Consider the following 20,141-nt stretch of genomic DNA (forward strand, 5'->3'; position numbering starts at 1 on the left):
GCAAAACCGCCGCATAATCAATCTAACCAGATGAGCCACACTCTCTCTTAGATCAGAGCGCCATCTGTCCCAAAATCTCTGACGACGGACAACCCACATCACCGCATCCTTCGATCTACGCCGACGCGGCGTCGAGACCAAGGTCATCGCCGGAGACATGGCACCCCAACCCGATCCCCACCTCCGGTCCATGCTGACCCGCGCCCATGGCTGGGCCCGTGATCTAAAAGCCGGAGTTCAACTGATGGAAATTGCGCGACGGGAAAACCTCCCCGGCGCCTTCATCCGTACCCGCGCCCAGCTCGCCTTTCTGTCACCAAAAATTCAGGCCGCGATTCTCGACGGCACGCAGCCGCCGGAACTCACCCTCAAGCGCCTGGTCAGCGTGACCCACCCACTTGATTGGTCCGAACAGGAAAACCTGTTCGGCTTTTGACACCGCGAATTCCGTACTCCCTGATACTGCATTCGCCTTCCCTGAACCGTCAGGAAAATTCCCTGTTCCCGCGAGAAAATTCCCTGTTCCACCTTTTAGGGAAAACCCGACAGAAACCGTTTTAAAACAAACAGTTCCGACAGGATACATGACGAAACTCAGACCTGTTTCACGGAAATTCCCTGTAAAATGCAAGTTATCAGGGAAATCCAACCCAAAGCGACCCCGCCAAAGTGCGGCAGTGAGACTGCGGCCGAAATTGCGCTCTGAGTGTACGATCTGCTCCGTCTCTGATTGAAAGCGTACGGGCCAACGTGCGGGAATTGCGGCACAATTCCGGGTCAGAAAACACAACTGAAGTGAGACAGGTATGAGTGGCGGAGAGACAGGGATTCGAACCCTGGAGACGGTTTCCCGCCTACACACTTTCCAGGCGTGCGCCTTCGACCACTCGGCCACCTCTCCGTGTCGGCGTTATTTGGACCATCGAAACGGGATTTGCAAGGCCAGAATACAGCTGAATTACAGCTCATCCGCATCTGAAGAACCCACATCGCCTTCAGTCAGATCGACGGCTTTGTCAGAGCGCTGAGCGCTGCCTTCTTGCGCCCCAGGTTTGGCCTCAGGTGCATCCTTTGCAGTATCTCGCAAGACTTCCGCATTTCGCAACCAGACGTCGCGCTGAGCGAAGGGAATTTCGATGTTTTCTTCGACAAACCGGCGGTTGATCTCGTGATTCATGTCAGATTTGACCGACAGCACCCAGTTCACATCGCGCAGAATCGCGCGGATTTCAAAATCCAAGGAATCCGCGCCAAACCCCTGGAACACAATGCTTGGGGCCGGGTTCCCCAGAACCATGGGGTGCGCATTTGCAATCTCGCTCAGAATGTTCTCGACCTTCCGGGTATCGGTGCCGTAGGCGACGCCGACAGGCACGATCAAACGACCGATCGTGTTACCGCGGGTATAGTTCGTAACCACACCGCTGATCAGGTCCGAGTTCGGTACGATCACGTCCGACCGGTCAAAGGTCTCGATCCGCGTCGACCGGACCGAGATATCACGGACATACCCCATCATCCCGTTTACATCGATCCAGTCGCCTTTCGAGATCGGGCGCTCGACCAACAGGATGATGCCCGAAACAAAGTTCGACACGATCGTCTGCAACCCAAAGCCAATCCCGACCGACAGCGCCCCTGCAACGATTGCCAATGAAGACAGATCAAAGCCCGCAATGACGATGGCGATCAGCGCCGCCAGAAAGACGCCGACATAGCCGGTCCCCGACACAATTGCGTTCTGGCCGCCCGGATCAATTTTTGTCTTGGGCAAAAGCGAATTACGCAGGCCGCTTTGCAGCAGGCGGGTCAATGCGAAGCCGATCGCAAAGACAGCGACAAAGGTCAGGAAATTTCTGGGCGAGATTGTCACGCCGCCAATGTCAAAACCCAATATGATCCGCGACCAGACCTCTAGCAGGTCTGTCTCGCGCGCACCCCAGTATATGGCCAGGATTGGCAGCGCCACGATCGCCAGCGCAAAGCCCACCAGCACCGAAAACAATGAATCGCGTGCGGCGTCACCCTGCCCGGACAACCAGCCATAGACCATGCTGAAGAACCGCTGCACGATCACCAGTGCGGCAATCAGGACCAATGTCTTGACCGCGGGAAAGACGATCGCCTCGGCCGCGTTGATATATCCGGTTGCTGCCAGCACCGGTGTGGCAATCCCCAGCAAGAACAGCGCACGGCGCAAGAACTCAACCAGCTGGCTGAAACCGGCTGCGCGGCGCGGCGTGTCCTGCTCGGCCCCCTGCTGCGTGGGCTCGTTCTGTCGGATCTGGCGCAAGCGCAGCAATAGCAGCGCGGTCGCAAGTATGATCGGAAAACCAACCACCGCACGCGTCGCGTCCGAGATGTTTTCGATCTGCTCGAACAGCAGCGCCAACTCATGCAGGATCAGCGTAATCGCCAAAAGGTCGATGTAGAACCGCACCTCACGGATCTTACCCTCGGACAGGCGCTGGAAATTCTGCGCCGCCCCCATCAGGAATATCTGACGTCCGATCCAGTCGAAATAAAAGATGATCGCCGCCCAATAAGGGATGTTGTCAAACAGAAGCATCCCGCGCAGACCAAGTACGCCCGTCAGCATGACGGCCTCGACCAGGGCCCACACCCCCAGCCAAGGCAGCAGAATGCGCAGAAGAGAAACGATGAAAGTCCACACGCCGCTGCCGCTGCCACCCAGCGAACGCAGATATGCACCACCCTTTTCAGACCAAGAGCGCCCATAAAGCAACAAAATGGCCGAAGCCGCCAGCAGGGCGAAGATGCCCAGACCACGTTCCCGAATCCGCTCGCGCACAACATCGGTGCGCAGGTTTTTCGAGATTTCGTTTATCAGGCTTTGCGTCGCATTCTTCACGTCGCTCCACGCAGGGCCCCAATATGCGGGATTGAGCGGTGATGGACCACGTTCAAGCAGTTCTTTGGCTTGACGATCGCGGATGATCCGGTCGATTTCACTGATCAGACCATTCGCGCGGCTGAACGCCTCTTCCGAAATGATACGCGGAACCCGCAGGCTGTTCAGCTGGCTTTCAAGATGCTCGCGCAGCCTTGCGATATCTTCGGGTTCGGTTTCGCCGTCGGCAGGCGCTGCACCCAGCGCGTTGATCTGACTTTCCAGAGTTTGGATACGGTCGGTATTCGCGCCCCGAGCCCTGTTGAAGTCCTCGCGATAACCATTTATTTCAGAACGCAAGTTTTCGAGCGCCGCATTCGATGCCCGGTTCGCGCTGATCACAGATTCCGCACGGTCCGCTGTACTGATCCAGCCCTGATAATATTCGCTTTGCCGGTCGGTTAACTGGGCCGAGGCCATCTCGCCCAGTCCGAACAGGCTGAATACAACAAGAACCAGTAACAGACGGACCTGCCGAAGCATCACACGTCCTCGAACACGCCCGGAATGCTGCGGGGTGCTTCAGTCATCCAATCCGGCACCGGCAACTCTTTTTCGCGCAGGAATTCGGGATTGAACAGTTTCGACTGATAGCGGGTGCCATAGTCACACAGGATCGTGACGATCGTATGCCCCGGCCCCATTTCTTTCGCCAGCCGGACCGCGCCAGCCATGTTGATCGCGGTCGAGCCGCCCATCACCAGCCCCTCTTCCCGCAGCAGATCGAATATATAGGGCAGCGCTTCGTTATCGGTGATCTGGTAGGAGTGATCAGGCGTGAATCCTTCAAGGTTTTTGGTCACGCGCACCTGCCCGATGCCTTCCGCGATCGAGCCACCCTCCATCGCGATCTCACCAGTGGTGTAGTAGGAATAAAGCCCGGCCCCCATCGGATCGGCCAAACCGATCTTGACGCCCTTGGGCTGAAGCGCATCGGCGACCCCCGCCAATGTCCCGCCTGAACCAACGGCGCAGATAAAGCCATCAACCTTACCGCCTGTCTGTTCCCAGATTTCGGGGCCGGTGGTTTCCACATGCGCCTGACGGTTGGCCACATTGTCGAACTGGTTTGCCCAGATCGCGCCGTTGGGCTCGGTCTGTGCCAGTTCTTCGGCCAGACGACGGGAATAATGCACAAAATTGTTGGGGTTGCGGTACGGGGCAGCAGGCACCTGGACCAACTGCGCCCCGGCAAGACGCAGCATGTCCTTCTTTTCTTCAGACTGGGTTTCGGGGATCACGATCACGGTCTTGAAGCCCATCGAGGCCCCAACCAGCGCCAGACCGATCCCGGTATTGCCCGCCGTGCCTTCGACAATCGTCCCACCGGGCTTCAAATCTCCGCGCGCAATGGCGTCGCGGATGATGTAGAGCGCCGCGCGATCCTTGACCGATTGGCCCGGGTTCATGAATTCGGCCTTGCCGAGGATCTCGCAACCAGTTTCCTCGCTGATGCGGCGCAGCCGGATCAAAGGTGTTTTACCGACCGCGTCGGCAAGGTCTCGTGCAATGCGCATGGCACCCTCTTGTCGTTTGGTATCGCAGAAGATTTACAGGCGCCCCGCCGCAACCACAAGCCGCGATCATACGTCCTGCAGCCGATCCCGGTGCCGTGCCAGCCAATGTGCCAGGGTCAACAGCGGCAGGTCCTTGAAGGCATGGGCATCCACCTGATCCATGAAATGGTCAAAGGGCATGATTTTGCTGCGAATATCTTCCCCTTCCGAGGCCAAACCTCCGCCTTCGACACTTGTGGTCAGATCGGCCAGCCCGACATACAGGTAAACATATTCGGTCGACGATCCGCTCGAGGCATAGGCCCCGCCAGCAAACTCCAGAGCCTTCAGCGCGATTCCAGCCTCTTCGCGGACTTCGCGATGCGCTGCCTGCTCAGGGGTTTCACCCGGATCGATCATGCCGGCAACGGGTTCCCACATCCATGGGTCGGGATCGTCGATCATGAACACAGGCGCGCGGAACTGTTCGACCAGCAGCACGCTATCGCGCACGGGATCATAGGGCAGAACAATGGTCGCTGCCCCCTGCATCAGGCTGTTGCGCGGCAGGACCGGGCCCATCGAGCCGTCATACTGACGATACTGCACATCAATCTCGTCCATTCCGAAGTAACCGGTATAGGCACGCGCGCGACGGTGGACGACGACATCCTGTGTCAGATCGCGTTGATCCGGCCCCGTCCGGCCCCGCGCCGCCAGTCGCGCCCATGCGCGCATTCGAATAGAGGAAAAGTTGCGCGCGACCGTCTCGGCCTCAAACGTTCCGAAATGCGCCATTACTTCTTGCGCGGCCAGAAGGTTCATTTCTCCCCAACGTGCGATCCAATCTTCTAACGTCCACAGCTGATCCGGTGCCCAAAGGCCGGGTTGAGGATAGAACACCTCGGCTCGTGCGGTTGTCCCATCGGGTCGCTCAATCGTCTGCGGCCGCAGATCATAGTCGAATCCACCCTCATAAAAAGCCAGCCGCCGCAGGTCCTCGCTGCTGAGATTTTGAACCAGCAGACCCTTCGCCGTTTGGCGCGGGGCTTCGACAATCATCGGGAATATCTGATCCTTTACGCCATAAACTGCGTGATCAGACAGTGCTGCGTGCGAAAATGTCAGATCGGCGCTGGACCGTCCCAGAACAAGCTCCAACAGTGGTATGTGCCGCAATGTGCCGTAGAAGAACAGGTCAGCCATGGGGACGAAGGTAGCTATCGCCAACGACGAAAGGCGATTTCGGTAAGCAAGCCACTGGCGACCGCACCGATCGCAAGCGTCCACAGGATTTCGGGCACAATCAACTGCTCTCCGAACTCGACCCCGATCTTGAAGATGGCCAGCAACGCCTCGAACGGGCCGCCATAGCGCTGACGCATCGCAAGGCTAATCATTTCGTAGGTGCCTTGCACGAACAGCCCCCAGAACACCAAAGACGCAACGCCGGTCAGGCCGTTGTTTATACCCGCGGTCCAACCGCGCCCTGCACGTTTGCCCATGACCACCCAACCACAGATGGCCCCAAGTGCCATGTTTACATAGGTGAAATTGCCGTAATTCTTGCCCTCTTCTCCGTTCGCGATCACCATCGTCGATACGAGGAACGCCACCACCAGCAGACAGATGGCTGCAATAAGACGCGAGGCTGTAGGCATTCGGTTTTTCCGTCTTTAACTCGGTTTGGCTATAGTGATCTGTGTCACATCGCAATTGCCGGTGTCAAAGGCTGCGCCGCAGGCGGTCAAATAATAATTCCACATGCGGCGGAAACGCTCATCAAACCCCATTTCTGAGATCTCATCCCATCGGTCGTTGAACGTCTCATACCAGCGCCGCAAGGTCAGGTCATAGCTCTTGCCGAACTCTTTCGATCGAACCACGCTCAGACCAGCTTGCGCAATCTGTTGTTTGAGGATCGTCGGGGCTGGCAACATACCGCCGGGGAAGATATATTTCTGAATGAAATCAACGCCGTTCTTGTAAACATCCCAACGTTGATCAGCGACGGTGATGATTTGCAGGGTCGCGTGCGCGCCGGGCTTCAGGCGCTCGCGCACGGTATCGAAGTAGACGGGCCAATATTTCTGGCCCACCGCCTCGAACATTTCAATCGACGCAATACCGTCATATTGGCCCTGCTCGTCACGATAGTCCTGCAACTTGAATTCAACGAGATCGGAAAGTCCTGCCTTTTCAATGCGTTCTTGCGCAAACCTCAACTGCTCTTGGCTGATGGTCAGGCCCGTAACACGTAGGCCACGTTCTTTGGCAGCATATTCCGCAAAGCCGCCCCAACCGCAGCCGATTTCCAAGATATGATCACCCGGTTTGGCACCCATCTCATCAACCAGACTGGCGTATTTCGCGATTTGCGCTTTTTCGAGGCTTTCCTGTCCTGTTTCAAAAATCGCACTGGAATAGGTCATGGTGTCATCCAGCCACAGACCATAGAACTCGTTGCCCAAATCATAATGGTACGAGATGTTCTTTTTCGCTTGGGACCTGTGATTTCGGTGTAACCAGAACCGTAAACGTTCATAGGCGCGCACCAGAAACTTTCCGGTGAAATCGTCATAGACTGTTTCCGTGCCCATATGCACGAGATCCATGAAACTGCGCAGATCCGGCGTGCTCCAGTCGCCCTCCAGATAAGCATCCGAGAACCCAAGTTCACCCTCGCGCACCAGCCGGGCAAAGACCTCGGGGTCGTGGATGTCCACATGCGCGACGGGCCCCGGTTTTGCCGCCTCGGCGCGGAACACACGGCCATCGGGCAGCGCGATATCCAGCCGCCCCGCCTCCATGCGCTTCACCATCTTGAAGACTTGTGCGAAATACCTTGGCAGGTTTTCCTGCCCATCTGTGGACGTCAGAAACATCCGCTCTCCCCTCTGCGGTTGCGGGGTCAGGCTAGGACGGGATTCGGTTTCTGGCAAGTTTTCAATTCCTTACTGGTTCTTGCTGCGTTCATAGAGCGCCAGGGCGCGGCTTCGCCCCTCGGCCAAAGAAACGACGGGTTTGGGGTATGTATCCTGCGCGGACAGCCCCCAGGACCGGGGTATCGCATCAAAATAGCTCAGCGCGGTTGCCGACGGATCGGCTCGTCCCTCGGCGATCCATCTGTCCAGATACTCGGACTTGGGATCAAAGCGCTCGCGTTGCGTGTCAGGATTGAAAATCCGGAAGTAAGGTGCCGCGTCCGGTCCCGATCCGGCCACCCATTGCCAGCCCATTGCATTAGCGGCAGGATCCCAGTCGATCAGGCAGTCGGCAAACCAGTCCATGCCGATTTTCCAGTGCGTTGTCAGATGCTTGGTCAGGTAACTTGCGACGATCATGCGCGCGCGGTTGTGCATTCTGCCGGTTACATACATCTCGCGCAGCCCAGCATCGACCAGCGGCACGCCGGTCCGGGCCTGTTTCCAGGCCTGCACCTCTGGCTGGTCGGGGTCGACACTCCAGGGGAAGGCATCCCAGTCCGGTTTCCAGTTCGCGTGCAACAGGTGTGGCCAATGGTACATCAGATGATAAGCAAACTCGCGCCAGACCAGTTGGCGCAAATAAGCGTCTGTCCCGGGTGTGCCTGTCTGCGCCGCCGTTTGTACCCGGTGCCAGATCATGCGTGGGCTGATTTCGCCCAGCGAAAGATACTCGGACAGGTCCGACGTCCCGGTGTCGTCCAGCCGATCGCGCTGATCCGAATAGCGGCTGAGCCGGTCCATAAAGGCATCCAACTGATCCAGCGCCGCCATTTCTCCGGCGTGGACATAGGGCGCAAGGATTGCGGCACCGCGTTGCATCTGTTGCCCCATCTGCCAGTCCGACAGACGATCAGAGTGCGGCCAGCTTGCGGGGCTCGTAATCCGAGTTGGACGGAGTTCCGGCGTGGTGATGTCGCGGCCCTGAACTGCGCGCCACATGGGCGTAAACACCCGAAACGGCTGACCCGCTTTGGTCTCGACCGTCCAGGGCTCGAACAGCAGATGGCCGGGAAAGGATCGCGCCTCGATCCCTTGATCCGACAACGTGGATTTGATCCGCTTATCCCGTTCAATCGCGCCGGGATCATAGGCGCGCGTCCAATAGACAGACGACGCTCCTGTCTCGGCGATAAGGCTCTGCATTACCTCTTTCGCATCGCCGTGGCGCAGGATCAGACGACTTCCCAACGCCTCCAGCGATTGCGCCAAAGCAACCAAGCCTTGTTCTAGACGCCACTTGGGTGCGGACCCGAGCGCCTCCACCTGATCATCCCGAATGAAAACGGGGATGATCGGTGCACCTGACGCCACCGCCGCACACAGCGCGGGGTGATCGCTGAGGCGCAAATCACGACGAAACCACAAAATGACTGCAGACTGCCCGGTTGCCATATCCGACCTGTGTTTTCTTTCGTTTACGGAACCGGGCAGAATCTGGATCACAAAACGTGATCAAGCGCTTCGATAAGCTGGGTAATTTCCTGTTCCGAAGTGTAGTGCGTAAAGCTCAGACGCAGGACGCCCTGATCAGGATCGACCCCCATCGCCTGCAGCGGGCGCACCGCATAAAAATCACCGCCCCCTGCCATGACGCCAAGCTTGGCCAGTTCGGCGGCCACGGGTTCCGCAGCCCGGTTCAGGGCCAAAGCAACCGTAGGCGCGCGCCGTATGGCGTCAGACGGCCCAAGCAACCGCAGCGCTTTGCGATCTTTCACCGCATCCAAAAGCGGTTGCAGCAAAGCGACCTCATGCGCGCGCATCAAATCGTGGACAAAAGCACCGCGCGCGGCTGTGCCCGAAGCCGGGCCGCCGTGGTGGTCGCAAAGCTGTTCGAAGTAATCCGCCATACCCGCGCTGGCCGCAATCTGCGCGTGATCCGGTCCCGCCGGCGTAAACCGTTTGTAAAGCGAACCAGCATTGAAATAATGCGCCTGATTGGGCAGCAGCTCGCCCAGACTGCGCCGGATCACCATGCAGCCCTGATGCGGACCATAGGTTTTGTAGGCCGAGAACAGATAGACATCAGGTCCCAGATCGCCAACATTCGGCAGACCGTGCGGGGCATAGGAAACGCCATCGACGCAGACAAACGCACCCGCCGCGTGGGCGATCGCGGTGATCTCGGTCACCGGGTTGATCTCGCCAACCACGTTCGAGCAATGGGGAAAGCAGACCAGCCGGACCCGCTCATCCAACAGGTTTTCCAGAACTTGCGGGTCCAATGTTCCGGTGTCGGGGTCAATCTGCCATTCGCGAATCTCGACCCCCTCGTCCGCCAGTCTGCGCCACGGACCGGAATTGGCCTCGTGGTCCTGATTGGTCACAACGATTGCGTCTCCGGGTTGCATCCATTGGCGAAACGCCTGCGCCAGCACATAGGTGTTCTGGGTGGTCGACGGACCAAAGCTCAGTTCATCGGCCTCGACACCCAGCAGCGCGGACAGGCGCAAGCGCGCCTCATCCATCTCGGCCCCGGCCAACTGGCTGACCTCATAGGGGGCATAGGGTTGTACCTTGCGCTGGGTATAGAAGCGATGCAGCCGATCGATGACAGGTCGGCAGGTGTAAGAGCCGCCCGCATTCTCAAAAAACGCCTGTCCCTGAAGGCTGGGCTCGGAAAACGCTGGAAACTGTGCGCGCACAAATTCGATGTCCAGAGTGCTCATGACGCCGCGCGCCCTCCCATTTGATCCCGTAGCCCTGATACCGCGCCAGTAAGCCGACGCGCCGGCCCCCCGTCAAGTGGGTATGAGACACAGGATCGTCATACAAGTCGCTGGAAAACAAACGCTATTACGTTTGGTCAACCAGCACGAGCGCGCATCATCCCTGCACTTTGGTATAGGTGCCTTCGCCCGCGAGAATGCCGCGGAACCCACCGGGTTCGTCCAATCCGAAGACGATCAGCGGCAGATTGTTGTCCCGCGCAAGTGCGATGGCCGAGGCATCCATCACGCGCAACCGTTTGGCAAGGACGTCATCATAGCTGACGGTGTCATAGCGGACCGCGTCAGCGTGGGTCTTGGGGTCTTTGTCATAAACGCCATCGACACCGTTCTTACCCATGAAAATCGCCTCACAGGCCATTTCGTTGGCGCGCAGTGTCGCAGCGGTGTCGGTGGTGAAATAGGGATTGCCGGTTCCTGCCGCGAAGATGCAAACCCGCTTTTTCTCAAGGTGACGCACGGCGCGACGACGGATATAGGGCTCGCAGACCTCATCCATCCGAATGGCCGAGATCACACGGGTGAACACTCCGACCTCTTCCAGCGCCGATTGCATCCCCAGCGCATTCATAACCGTGGCCAGCATACCCATGTAATCGGCCGTGGTCCGTTCCATCCCCTGCGCGGACCCGCTCAGGCCACGGAAAATGTTGCCGCCACCGATGACCATGCAAATCTCGACCCCCAGATCGTGGACCGATTTGACCTCTTGTGCGATGCGCTGAACGGTGGGCGGGTGCAGGCCGAATCCTTGATCCCCCATCAGAGCCTCACCCGAGATCTTCAACATGACACGTTTGTACTTTGTTTTCGGGGTCTCGGCGGTCTCGATGGATTGGGAAAGGGTCATGTTGCGCTCCGGGCTGGCACGGGGTTATTTTCCGGCGCAAAATGAAGCAAAACCTCCGCAGGTTCAATGCGGATCAACAGGAATGGGGCAAGTATAAATGGCCGACACGACTGCCGAGCGGCTTTGGGACCTCCTGCCCCCGATCCCTGATGACAAACCTGTTCTGATCGCCGGGCCGACCGCTTCGGGAAAATCCGCGCTGGCCTTGTTGATTGCAGAACGCTGCGGCGGCGTCATTGTGAATGCCGATGCCAGTCAGGTCTATGACTGCTGGCGCGTTATATCGGCGCGGCCTTCACCCGAAGAAGAGGCCCGGGCGCCGCATATGCTCTATGGGCATGTCGCGTGCGATCAGGACTATTCCACCGGTCATTGGATGCGCGAGGTCACCCCTTTGTTGTCGGGCGCGCAGCGGCCCATCATCGTGGGGGGTACGGGGCTGTATTTCTCGGCCCTGACTCAGGGGATGGCGGACATCCCGCCGACGCCGCCGGAGATTCGCGCCCAGGCCGACCGCCTGTCACTGACTGAACTGACCGAGGGCGTCGACGCGCAGACACTGGAAGGATTGGACCGCCTGAACCGCGCGCGTGTTCAGCGCGCATGGGAAGTTCAGCGCGCCACCGGTCGCCCCCTCTCCGCCTGGCAGGCAGATACACCGCCGCCGACGCTGGCGCTTGATGGTACCGTCCCCGTGGTTTTTGATGCCGAAAAAGACTGGTTGCTGGATCGGATCAATCGCCGCTTTGATCAGATGCTGCATCAGGGCGCGATGGAAGAGGTCGCCGCAATGCGTGATCATTACAATCCCACGCTGCCTGCGTTCAAAGCGATAGGCGTGCCCGAGTTGATGGCCTGCATCGAGGGGCGCATGTCGCTGGCCGAGGCGCGTGAACGCGCGACGGTCGCAACACGCCAATTCGCAAAGCGGCAGCGCACATGGTTCCGGGCCCGCATGAAATCCTGGCATTGGCTGAACGCATCGTCCTAGTGGCAACCGGCCAATAATATATGAATAACAAAATCTTGATCACGGCGCTTGCGCGTGATCGAACGCGGGTTCGGCAGGTCCGAGGCTGTCATTCGTGTGGGTTTCGGTGCGGCGGTCCGTGGCTTCCACTTTCCTCAGGGATGTCGTTTTTGTACAAATGATGACGATTTCGATCATTGACGGCGGCCAAAAACTGGTGCCGAATGCTGCTATGGGGATGTTTAGAAATCCAGAAATTGATCTTTCAGCCCGGCGAACCCGTAGGAACCGTTCGCAATAGGGCCCGGATTGATCAATCCACACACAACACATCAAAAAAATACAGTGTCACAGGGAGACATCTATGGAAAACCAGACAATCAACGGAAAGCCGATGCATTGGGCGGCAGAAATGCATGCGCAGGAATATCGTGACGGTCATTTGAACCGTCGCGAATTCATCGCGCGCGCCACCGCTTTGGGAGTCGCTGTACCGGCGGCCTACAGTATGATCGGCCTGCAATCGCCAGCGGCTGCGCAAGAAGCGCAGCGCGGCGGCACCATCCGCTATCAGATGGAAGTGCGCGCGCTGAAAGATCCGCGCACCTATGACTGGACGCAGATCGCGACCTTCACCGCAGGTTGGCTCGAATACCTTGTTGAATACAACAATGACGGCTCGTTCAAACCCATGCTTCTGGAAAGTTGGGAGGCCAATGACGACGCGACCGAATACACCCTGAACGTCCGTCAGGGCGTAAAGTGGAACAACGGTGATGATTTCACCGCCGAAGACGTCGCCCGCAACATCGAAGGCTGGTGTGACGCATCGCTTGAAGGCAACTCGATGGCGTCCCGCATGGCGTCTCTGGTGGACGAAAGCACCCAGAAAGCGGCCGATGGCGCGATCACGGTTGTCGACTCTCACACCGTAAAGCTGAAGTGCAACGCGCCCGACATCACGATCATTCCGGGCATGGCCGACTACCCGGCTGCGATTGTACACAGCAGCTTTGACCCCAACGACATGCTTTCGAACCCGATTGGCACCGGCTTCATGCTGCCTGAAAGCCATGAAGTCGGCGTGAAGGGCGTTCTGGTGCGCAACGAAGGCTTCGACTGGTGGGGTTATGACGCCGGCAAGGGCGGATATATCGACCGGATCGAGTTCATCGACTACGGCACCGATCCGGCCGCCTTCCTGGCGGCTTACGAGGCCGAAGAAATCGACATGAACTGGGAATCGGTTGGTGAATTCGTCGATATCTTTGACAGCATCGGCCTTGTGCGTTCGGAAATCCCTTCGGGCTTTACCATCGTGATCCGTCCGAACCAGTTGGCCGAAGACGCCGATGGCAACAAAATCTATGGCGACAAGCGGGTGCGTCAGGCGCTTGCCATGGCCGTGGATAACGAGGTCTGCCTTGAACTTGGCATGTCCGGCTACGGCATCGCCGCAGAAAACAGCCATGTCGGCCCGATGCACCCCGAATATGACTCGTCCATCACGCGTATCCCCTATGATCCGGCAGGCGCCAAGGCGCTGATGGACGAAGCGGGCATGGGTGACTTCGAGCACGAAGTGCAGTCGATCGACGATGACTGGCGCCGCAATACCACCGCTGCGGTTGTCGCTCAGCTGAACGATGCGGGCATCAAGGCCAAGCACACGGTTCTGCCCGGCTCGACCTTCTGGAACGACTGGACGAAGTATCCCTACTCTTCGACCAACTGGAACCACCGTCCGCTTGGCACGCAAATTCTGGCGCTCGCCTACAAGTCCGGCGTGGCTTGGAACGAATCCGGCTTCTCGAACGAAGAGTTTGATACGTTGCTGGCCGAAGCCAACTCGCTGGCAGATGTGGACCAGCGTCGCGAGGTCATGGGCAAGTTGCAGGCGATCATGATCGAAGAAGGCGTGGTCATTCAGCCCTATTGGCGGACGGCGATGCGCCACCACCGCGACAATATGGTAGGGGTTGAAAAGCACATCGCCGACCTGCCGCAACTGTATAAGTTTGGCCTTACTTCCTGAGCTTAACAGACATCGGGCCGCGCCAATCAGGCGCGGCCCTTTCGTCCTGACTGTGGCGACATAAAAACAGCGACGCGTGAAATCCGATACCTTTCACGCTGGCCGACCAACAGGGGCTATCATGGGACTTTTCATTCTAAGGCGCGTCGGCATCATGCTTTTGACAGCATTGTGCCTGACATTCCTGGTCTTCTTTCTGACCAACCTTTACCCGAACCTGGAAAAACTTGCGAAGACGCAAGGCAATTTCCGGATGTCGGATGAACAGGTCGCCAGTTTTCTGGAAAAGGGCGGATACCTTCAATCTACGCCCGTGAAATATGGCGAGTGGCTGGGGGTTCTGCCCTCGTACCGGCATACGAATGAAGACGGCACCGTTCAGGGTCGCTGCATTCTGCCGGGGAAGACCGCTGAAGAGTCGCCCAACTTCTGCGGCATCCTGCAAGGTTACTGGGGTTATTCGACCGTTTTCAAGGAAGAGGTCGGAACTGTCGTTGGTAACCGGCTGGCCTTGACCGGACGTCTGATGTTCTGGGTAATGCTGCTGATGGTCCCCTCGGCCCTGATTTTGGGCATTCTGGCGGGGATGAAAGAGGGTTCGGCCACGGACCGCACCCTGTCGACCTTTGCCATTACAACCACTGCGACACCGGAATATGTCTCGGGCGTGATTTTTATCGCGATCTTCACGTCCTCAGCCGTTGGGTTGAAGTGGTTCAAGGGCACGGCGACCCAAGCGATGGAGAACCCTACGTTCGAGAACTTCTTCTTACCGGTACTGACCATTGCGCTTTATGGGATGGGCTATATCGCCCGCATGACCCGCGCCTCAATGACCGAGGTGATGACAGCGCAATATATTCGGACCGCGCGCCTTAAAGGTGTGTCGTTCCCGAACATCGTCATGAAGCACGCGCTGCGCAATGCTCTGATCGCGCCGTTCACCGTCATCATGCTGCAGTTCCCATGGCTGCTGAATGGCGTGGTGATCGTCGAGACCCTGTTCAACTACAAGGGCTTTGGCTGGGCGCTGGTGCAGGCGGCGGGCAACAATGACATCCAGCTGTTGCTGGCGATCTCGGTCGTGTCAGTCTTTGTGGTGCTGGTGACGCAGCTGATCTCGGATATCGGCTATGTCTACCTCAACCCGCGCATTCGCATTTCTTAAGGGAGGGTCAGATCATGGAACCACTTACCTGGACCGGCTCTATCGCCTTCCTCAACCCGCTATTCGCTTTGGCATTGGGGCTGATGGCCCTGTCCATTGTCGTCTGGATGCTGGCCAGCATTGTGCTGCCCGAAGATCAGATGACGGTGAACCCTGACGGCACATTGACCTCGAGCTCGGGCCTGCGAAACATGATCCAGGCCGCGTTGCGCTACAGCTTTTTGGCGAGCGTAGGGATCGCCGTCGCCTATGTCGTGCTGGGCATCCTGATGGGTACCAGCGCCGGAATCATTGGTGCGATCTCGCAGCAGTTCCTGCCCGTTTGGCTGTCGCTCGTTATCCTCTATGCGATGTCGATCGCGTTCAAACGCAAGCTGGGCCTTTATGGCAAGCTGTTCGACAGCCCCATCGGCATGATTGGCTTTGGACTTGTGATGTTCTGGGTCTTCACTGGGATCTTCGGCGCGCTCGACCTGATCGTGACCCATGATCCGCTCTCGCAGATCTCGGGCATGAAAAACAAGGTGCCGGGGACGCCCCTGCCCAATCTGGAAGACGGCCAGTACGCCTGGTACCTTCTGGGCGGAGATAACCTGGCCCGCGACGTCTTCAGCCGGATGGTCAAGGGCGCGTGGATCGTGGTGCAGATTGCTCCGCTGGCAACGATGTTTGCCTTCATGGTCGGCATCACTCTGGGTCTGCCTGCCGGGTATTACGGCGGTCGTCTGGATACGCTTCTGTCGTTCCTGGCGAACCTGATTCTGGCCTTCCCGGTGATCCTGCTGTTCTACCTGCTGGTGACACCCGAGATCGTAGCGACTGGCGTGCCGAACTATATGGCCGCAATCCTGTTCGTATTCCCGATCATCTTCCTCGGCGTCCTGCTGAACTCGCGCTTTTATACACGTCCGAGCTTCCGCACACCGCTGCTAATCGGCGTTTTGGGAGTCGCGCTGTGGCTATACCTGTCGCTGATTTCGACCGGTGGCTACATCATCAACACCGACAACTACAGCATCTGGGGTTTGCCAACATATCTGGACCTGTTCGACATCCCCGGCGGTATTCTGGTGGTGTTCGTGTCGGTGGTCTTCGTGAACTCACCCACGGTGTTCCGCATCGTGCGCGGGTTGGCGCTGGACATCAAAACGCGCGACTACGTGGCCGCAGCCCAGACCCGAGGCGAAGGTCCATGGTATATCATGCTCTGGGAAATTCTGCCCAACGCACGTGGCCCGCTGATCGTCGATTTCTGTCTGCGCATCGGCTACACCACCATTCTTCTTGGGACGTTGGGCTTCTTCGGGTTGGGCTTACCGCCCGAAAGCCCGGACTGGGGATCGACGATCAACGAGGGGCGTAAGCTGCTTTCGATCTACCTGCATCCGGCCCTTCCGCCCGCACTGGCCCTGCTGTCGCTGGTTCTTGGATTGAACCTGTTGGCAGACGGTCTGCGCGAAGAAAGCCTGAAGGACTGATGTGATCGTAGGCCGGGGGGCCAGCCCCCCGGCCCCCCCGGGATATTTTTAGCCAGATGAAGGGGATCCCCCGGACTCTCGCGAGGAGTAACAAGATGAGCAAAATGGCGGATTATGACGGGCCTATTCTGGAGATCGATAAACTGTCGATTTCGTTTTTTACCCGGCTGAGAGAGATTCCTGCCGTTATGGATTTCTCGGTCAGTGTCCAACCGGGTGAGGCCGTGGGTCTGGTGGGTGAGTCCGGGTGTGGCAAATCCACGGTCGCTTTGGGTGTCATGCAGGATCTGGGCAAGAACGGGCGCATCGTTGGTGGGTCGATCAAGTTCAAGGGACGTGATCTGGGCGAGATGACCACCGAGGAACTGCGCGACATTCGTGGCAATGAAATCGCAATGATCTATCAGGAGCCGATGGCTTCGCTGAACCCGGCGATGAAGATCGGCAAGCAGTTGATGGAAGTGCCGATGATCCACGAAGGTGTGGGCGCGGAAGAGGCCTATGCCCGTGCGCTGGAAGTTGTCACCGATGTACGCCTGCCCGACCCCGAGCGGATGCTGAATTCCTTCCCGCACCAGTTGTCAGGTGGTCAGCAGCAGCGGATCGTGATCGCGATGGCGCTGATGTCGAAACCGGCGCTGCTGATCCTCGATGAGCCCACGACAGCGTTGGACGTGACCGTCGAGGCCGCGGTGGTCGAGCTGGTCAAGGATCTGGGCAAGAAGTATGGCACCTCGATGCTGTTCATCTCACACAATCTTGGGCTGGTGCTGGAAACCTGTGATCGGCTGTGTGTGATGTATTCGGGTGAAGCGGTCGAGCGCGGCTCGATCAAGGATGTGTTCGACGAGATGCAACACCCCTATACGCAGGCGCTGTTCCGGTCGATCCCTCTGCCGGGGGCCGATAAGAACGCACGCCCGCTGGTGGCGATCCCAGGGAACTTCCCCCTGCCCCATGAGCGCCCTCCGGGGTGTAACTTTGGCCCAAGATGTGACTATTTCGAGGAAGGTCGCTGTGATGCCAAGGACATTCTGATGGAAGCCGTGCCCGGCAATGACCGCCATCACACCCGCTGTTTGAAGTTTAAAGAGATCGACTGGAACGCGCCGATCACCGTGGGCGAGCAGAAAGAAAAGGCCGAGATTGGCCGGACCGTTCTGAAGATGGACAACCTCAAGAAATACTATGAGGTGGCGGCCAATGCCCTGTTCGGTGGCGGCGAGACGAAGGTGGTCAAGGCCAATGAGACTCTAAGCTTTGAGGCTCACGAATCCGAGACGTTGGCGATTGTAGGCGAATCCGGTTGCGGCAAATCCACCTTTGCAAAAGTATTGATGGGGCTGGAAACGGCGACCGATGGTCAGATTCTACTGGATAACCGCAACATCGAAGCCGTACCGATCGAGGAACGCGATGCCAAGACCGTTGGCGAAGTTCAAATGGTGTTCCAAAACCCGTTCGATACGCTGAACCCGTCGATGACGGTAGGTCGGCAGATTATCCGTGCGCTGGAAATCTTCGGCGTCGGCAACTCGGAGGCCGAGCGCAAGAAGCGGATGTTGGAGCTGCTGGACCTTGTCAAACTGCCTCGCGCATTTGCAGACCGAATGCCACGCCAGCTTTCCGGTGGGCAGAAGCAGCGTGTTGGCATCGCCCGTGCCTTTGCCGGTGACGCGCGGATCGTAGTGGCGGATGAGCCGGTTTCGGCTTTGGATGTATCGGTGCAGGCGGCGGTGACAGATCTGCTGATGGAGATTCAGCGCGAACACAAAACCACCCTGCTATTCATCAGCCATGACCTGTCGATTGTGCGCTATCTCAGCGACCGGGTGATGGTGATGTATCTGGGTCATGTGGTCGAGCTGGGTACGACTGACCAGGTCTTTGCGCCCCCTTACCACCCCTATACCGAAGCGCTGCTAAGCGCCGTGCCTATTGCCGATACCTCGGTCGAGAAGCAGCATATCGTGCTGGAAGGCGACATCCCATCGGCCATGAACCCACCGCCGGGCTGCCCGTTCCAGACGCGCTGCCGCTGGAAATCCGAAGTGCCGGATGGACGCTGCGAGTCTCATGTGCCGCCGGTTCAGACACTGGCAGATGGTCACCAAGTCAAATGCCATCTGGCAGAAGACATATTGGCGCGGATGGAACCGGTTATCAAAGTTGCCGCGGAATAAAGCGCGGCAGAAACAGAAGAAATGGCCGGAATTCAACCGGCCTTTTCTTTGGTACTACCCGCCCCAGATCACTTTCACGTAGTTCTGGGTTTCTTTGTAGGGCGGGATACCGCCGTGTTTCTCAACCGCTTTCGGCCCCGCATTATATGCTGCAAGCGCCAACGGCCAGGACTTGAACTTGCGGTATTGCCAGGAAAGATACCGTGCGCCCCCCTCAAGATTCTGGATGGGATCATGAGGGTTCACACCAAGAAGTTGCGCCGTCTGCGGCATTAGCTGCGCCAGGCCCAAGGCCCCTTTGTGCGATTTGGCACCCGGATTCCAGCCGCTTTCCTGTTGAACGAGCCGTAAAAACAACTCTTCCGGAACGTTATGCTGTCGCGCGACCCGTCTTGCGTGATCCAGATACTGGCCCTTGTAGCTGCCGGTGTATCGTTTGGCGAATTTCCCACGTTCGGTTTTGGGCTTAAGGCGTTCGGAGTCGCGATATTGCGAGGCGGCTCGACCGTCCAGCACCTTGGACTGTTTCAGGAAAATCGCCTTTCGATTCTTGGTCGAAAGGGTTTCAGACTGTGCCGACACAGTCACCAGACAAAGGCTTAGAACCGAAAGTCCACCAATCAGAAAACGCATTAAAGCCAATCCTGCACGCTCAACAACCAGACGAATTATAGTTAAAACCGTAAGAAATGAAAGCTTGGTAAAGACGGTGCTAATATTTTGCTGATCAAAGTTGCACCATCAATCATGTTTTAACCAAGACCCAGCCCGTATAGGGTCAGCAGCAGAACAGCGCGCCAGATTCGGGCGCGATCCAGTCAAAAAGAACGAGGGAATTTATGGCGGGTTCAGTCAACAAGGTCATTCTGATCGGCAATCTTGGAGCCGACCCCGAGGTGCGGTCGTTTCAGAACGGAGGCAAGGTATGTAACCTGCGCATCGCCACTTCGGAAACGTGGAAAGACCGCAACACCGGAGAGCGTCGGGATCGGACCCAGTGGCATACGGTCGCCATCTTCTCGGAACCTCTGGTGCGTGTGGCCGAGCAATATCTGCGCAAGGGCAGCAAGGTCTATATCGAGGGTCAGCTGGAAACCCGCAAATGGCAGGACCAGTCCGGACAGGACCGGTATACGACCGAGGTCGTGCTACGCCCCTATCGCAGCGAACTGACGATGCTGGACAGCCGCGGTGAAGGCGGCGGCGGCGGTGGTGGCTATGGCGGCGGTCAGGGCGGCGGCAGCTATGGCGATCCCTATGGCGGCCCCTCCAGCGCACCTGCCCCGGCATCGGGCGGAATCGATGACGACGAGATTCCGTTCTAAGCCCAAACGGAG

The 20,141-nt window shown here is 58.0% G+C and carries 16 protein-coding genes and 1 tRNA gene; 7 read left to right on the forward strand and 10 right to left on the reverse strand.

The features are described 5' to 3' along the window. Nucleotides 1-157 precede the first annotated feature (157 nt). Nucleotides 158-436 carry a hypothetical protein gene (locus ACR0KM_RS10165; RefSeq protein ID WP_480861805.1) on the forward strand — a complete coding sequence of 93 codons (279 nt, stop codon included), beginning with the start codon at nt 158-160 and terminating at the stop codon, nt 434-436. Nucleotides 437-811: 375 nt separating this feature from the next. On the opposite strand, the gene ACR0KM_RS10170 is transcribed toward ACR0KM_RS10165, so the two are convergent. The 9 genes from ACR0KM_RS10170 to pyrH form a co-directional block, all read right to left on the reverse strand. Beyond that, nucleotides 812-901, reverse strand: a tRNA-Ser gene (locus ACR0KM_RS10170). A gap of 57 nt (nt 902-958) precedes the next feature. Then, nucleotides 959-3,394 carry a DUF3772 domain-containing protein gene (locus tag ACR0KM_RS10175; protein WP_480861717.1) on the reverse strand — a complete coding sequence of 812 codons (2,436 nt, stop codon included), beginning with the start codon at nt 3,392-3,394 and terminating at the stop codon, nt 959-961. After that, nucleotides 3,394-4,428 (reverse strand): cysteine synthase A, encoded by a 1,035-nt coding sequence (locus ACR0KM_RS10180; RefSeq protein ID WP_480861719.1) that lies wholly within the window; start codon nt 4,426-4,428, stop codon nt 3,394-3,396. Before ACR0KM_RS10180 ends, ACR0KM_RS10175 begins: the two co-directional genes overlap by 1 nt. 66 nt (nt 4,429-4,494) lie before the next feature. Further along, nucleotides 4,495-5,613, reverse strand: coding sequence for an NUDIX domain-containing protein (locus tag ACR0KM_RS10185; protein ID WP_480861721.1), 1,119 nt, complete (start codon nt 5,611-5,613; stop codon nt 4,495-4,497). Nucleotides 5,614-5,627: 14 nt separating this feature from the next. Beyond that, nucleotides 5,628-6,068 carry a TrgA family protein gene (locus ACR0KM_RS10190; RefSeq protein ID WP_480861723.1) on the reverse strand — a complete coding sequence of 147 codons (441 nt, stop codon included), beginning with the start codon at nt 6,066-6,068 and terminating at the stop codon, nt 5,628-5,630. A 15-nt stretch (nt 6,069-6,083) separates the two neighbouring features. Beyond that, nucleotides 6,084-7,292: a class I SAM-dependent methyltransferase gene (locus tag ACR0KM_RS10195; protein WP_480861725.1), complete on the reverse strand. Its 1,209-nt coding sequence runs from the start codon at nt 7,290-7,292 to the stop codon at nt 6,084-6,086. Between the two features lie 69 nt (nt 7,293-7,361). Next, the gene (locus tag ACR0KM_RS10200; RefSeq protein ID WP_480861727.1) at nt 7,362-8,786 is read right to left on the reverse strand and encodes a cryptochrome/photolyase family protein; all 1,425 of its coding nucleotides are present in this window, start codon (nt 8,784-8,786) and stop codon (nt 7,362-7,364) included. A gap of 47 nt (nt 8,787-8,833) precedes the next feature. Continuing rightward, nucleotides 8,834-10,060, reverse strand: coding sequence for an aminotransferase class V-fold PLP-dependent enzyme (locus tag ACR0KM_RS10205; RefSeq protein WP_480861729.1), 1,227 nt, complete (start codon nt 10,058-10,060; stop codon nt 8,834-8,836). Nucleotides 10,061-10,217: 157 nt separating this feature from the next. Continuing rightward, complete coding sequence (gene pyrH / locus ACR0KM_RS10210; protein ID WP_480821856.1) at nt 10,218-10,970, reverse strand: UMP kinase; 753 nt, start codon at nt 10,968-10,970, stop codon at nt 10,218-10,220. A gap of 97 nt (nt 10,971-11,067) precedes the next feature. Between pyrH and miaA the strand changes: the two genes are divergently transcribed. The 5 genes from miaA to ACR0KM_RS10235 all read left to right on the forward strand — a co-directional run bounded on the left by miaA (nt 11,068) and on the right by ACR0KM_RS10235 (nt 18,804). Further along, a complete protein-coding gene (miaA, locus tag ACR0KM_RS10215; protein ID WP_480861731.1) occupies nt 11,068-11,961 on the forward strand; it encodes a tRNA (adenosine(37)-N6)-dimethylallyltransferase MiaA in 894 nt (297 codons plus the stop codon). A 343-nt stretch (nt 11,962-12,304) separates the two neighbouring features. Continuing rightward, on the forward strand, nt 12,305-13,975 hold the full coding sequence (locus ACR0KM_RS10220) for an ABC transporter substrate-binding protein (RefSeq protein WP_480821852.1): 1,671 nt from the start codon (nt 12,305-12,307) through the stop codon (nt 13,973-13,975). Between the two features lie 121 nt (nt 13,976-14,096). Beyond that, nucleotides 14,097-15,143 (forward strand): ABC transporter permease, encoded by a 1,047-nt coding sequence (locus ACR0KM_RS10225; protein ID WP_480821850.1) that lies wholly within the window; start codon nt 14,097-14,099, stop codon nt 15,141-15,143. A gap of 14 nt (nt 15,144-15,157) precedes the next feature. Next, nucleotides 15,158-16,621, forward strand: coding sequence for an ABC transporter permease (locus tag ACR0KM_RS10230; RefSeq protein ID WP_480821848.1), 1,464 nt, complete (start codon nt 15,158-15,160; stop codon nt 16,619-16,621). Nucleotides 16,622-16,716: 95 nt separating this feature from the next. Continuing rightward, a complete protein-coding gene (locus ACR0KM_RS10235; protein ID WP_480859542.1) occupies nt 16,717-18,804 on the forward strand; it encodes a dipeptide ABC transporter ATP-binding protein in 2,088 nt (695 codons plus the stop codon). A 54-nt stretch (nt 18,805-18,858) separates the two neighbouring features. On the opposite strand, the gene ACR0KM_RS10240 is transcribed toward ACR0KM_RS10235, so the two are convergent. Beyond that, nucleotides 18,859-19,437 carry a lytic transglycosylase domain-containing protein gene (locus ACR0KM_RS10240; RefSeq protein ID WP_480821844.1) on the reverse strand — a complete coding sequence of 193 codons (579 nt, stop codon included), beginning with the start codon at nt 19,435-19,437 and terminating at the stop codon, nt 18,859-18,861. A 206-nt stretch (nt 19,438-19,643) separates the two neighbouring features. Between ACR0KM_RS10240 and ssb the strand changes: the two genes are divergently transcribed. Next, nucleotides 19,644-20,129 carry a single-stranded DNA-binding protein gene (gene ssb / locus ACR0KM_RS10245; RefSeq protein WP_480859544.1) on the forward strand — a complete coding sequence of 162 codons (486 nt, stop codon included), beginning with the start codon at nt 19,644-19,646 and terminating at the stop codon, nt 20,127-20,129. The last annotated feature ends 12 nt before the right edge of the window (nt 20,130-20,141 follow it).

This window comes from Ruegeria sp. G10, from assembly GCF_056533645.1.

Coding starts and splice junctions, on each gene's coding strand:
- ACR0KM_RS10165 (WP_480861805.1), top strand. CDS start 158: ATGGCACCCCAACCCGATCCCCACCTCCGGTCCATGCTGACCCGCGCC.
- ACR0KM_RS10175 (WP_480861717.1), bottom strand. CDS start 3,394: ATGCTTCGGCAGGTCCGTCTGTTACTGGTTCTTGTTGTATTCAGCCTG.
- ACR0KM_RS10180 (WP_480861719.1), bottom strand. CDS start 4,428: ATGCGCATTGCACGAGACCTTGCCGACGCGGTCGGTAAAACACCTTTG.
- ACR0KM_RS10185 (WP_480861721.1), bottom strand. CDS start 5,613: ATGGCTGACCTGTTCTTCTACGGCACATTGCGGCACATACCACTGTTG.
- ACR0KM_RS10190 (WP_480861723.1), bottom strand. CDS start 6,068: ATGCCTACAGCCTCGCGTCTTATTGCAGCCATCTGTCTGCTGGTGGTG.
- ACR0KM_RS10195 (WP_480861725.1), bottom strand. CDS start 7,292: ATGTTTCTGACGTCCACAGATGGGCAGGAAAACCTGCCAAGGTATTTC.
- ACR0KM_RS10200 (WP_480861727.1), bottom strand. CDS start 8,786: ATGGCAACCGGGCAGTCTGCAGTCATTTTGTGGTTTCGTCGTGATTTG.
- ACR0KM_RS10205 (WP_480861729.1), bottom strand. CDS start 10,060: ATGAGCACTCTGGACATCGAATTTGTGCGCGCACAGTTTCCAGCGTTT.
- pyrH (WP_480821856.1), bottom strand. CDS start 10,970: ATGACCCTTTCCCAATCCATCGAGACCGCCGAGACCCCGAAAACAAAG.
- miaA (WP_480861731.1), top strand. CDS start 11,068: ATGGCCGACACGACTGCCGAGCGGCTTTGGGACCTCCTGCCCCCGATC.
- ACR0KM_RS10220 (WP_480821852.1), top strand. CDS start 12,305: ATGGAAAACCAGACAATCAACGGAAAGCCGATGCATTGGGCGGCAGAA.
- ACR0KM_RS10225 (WP_480821850.1), top strand. CDS start 14,097: ATGGGACTTTTCATTCTAAGGCGCGTCGGCATCATGCTTTTGACAGCA.
- ACR0KM_RS10230 (WP_480821848.1), top strand. CDS start 15,158: ATGGAACCACTTACCTGGACCGGCTCTATCGCCTTCCTCAACCCGCTA.
- ACR0KM_RS10235 (WP_480859542.1), top strand. CDS start 16,717: ATGAGCAAAATGGCGGATTATGACGGGCCTATTCTGGAGATCGATAAA.
- ACR0KM_RS10240 (WP_480821844.1), bottom strand. CDS start 19,437: ATGCGTTTTCTGATTGGTGGACTTTCGGTTCTAAGCCTTTGTCTGGTG.
- ssb (WP_480859544.1), top strand. CDS start 19,644: ATGGCGGGTTCAGTCAACAAGGTCATTCTGATCGGCAATCTTGGAGCC.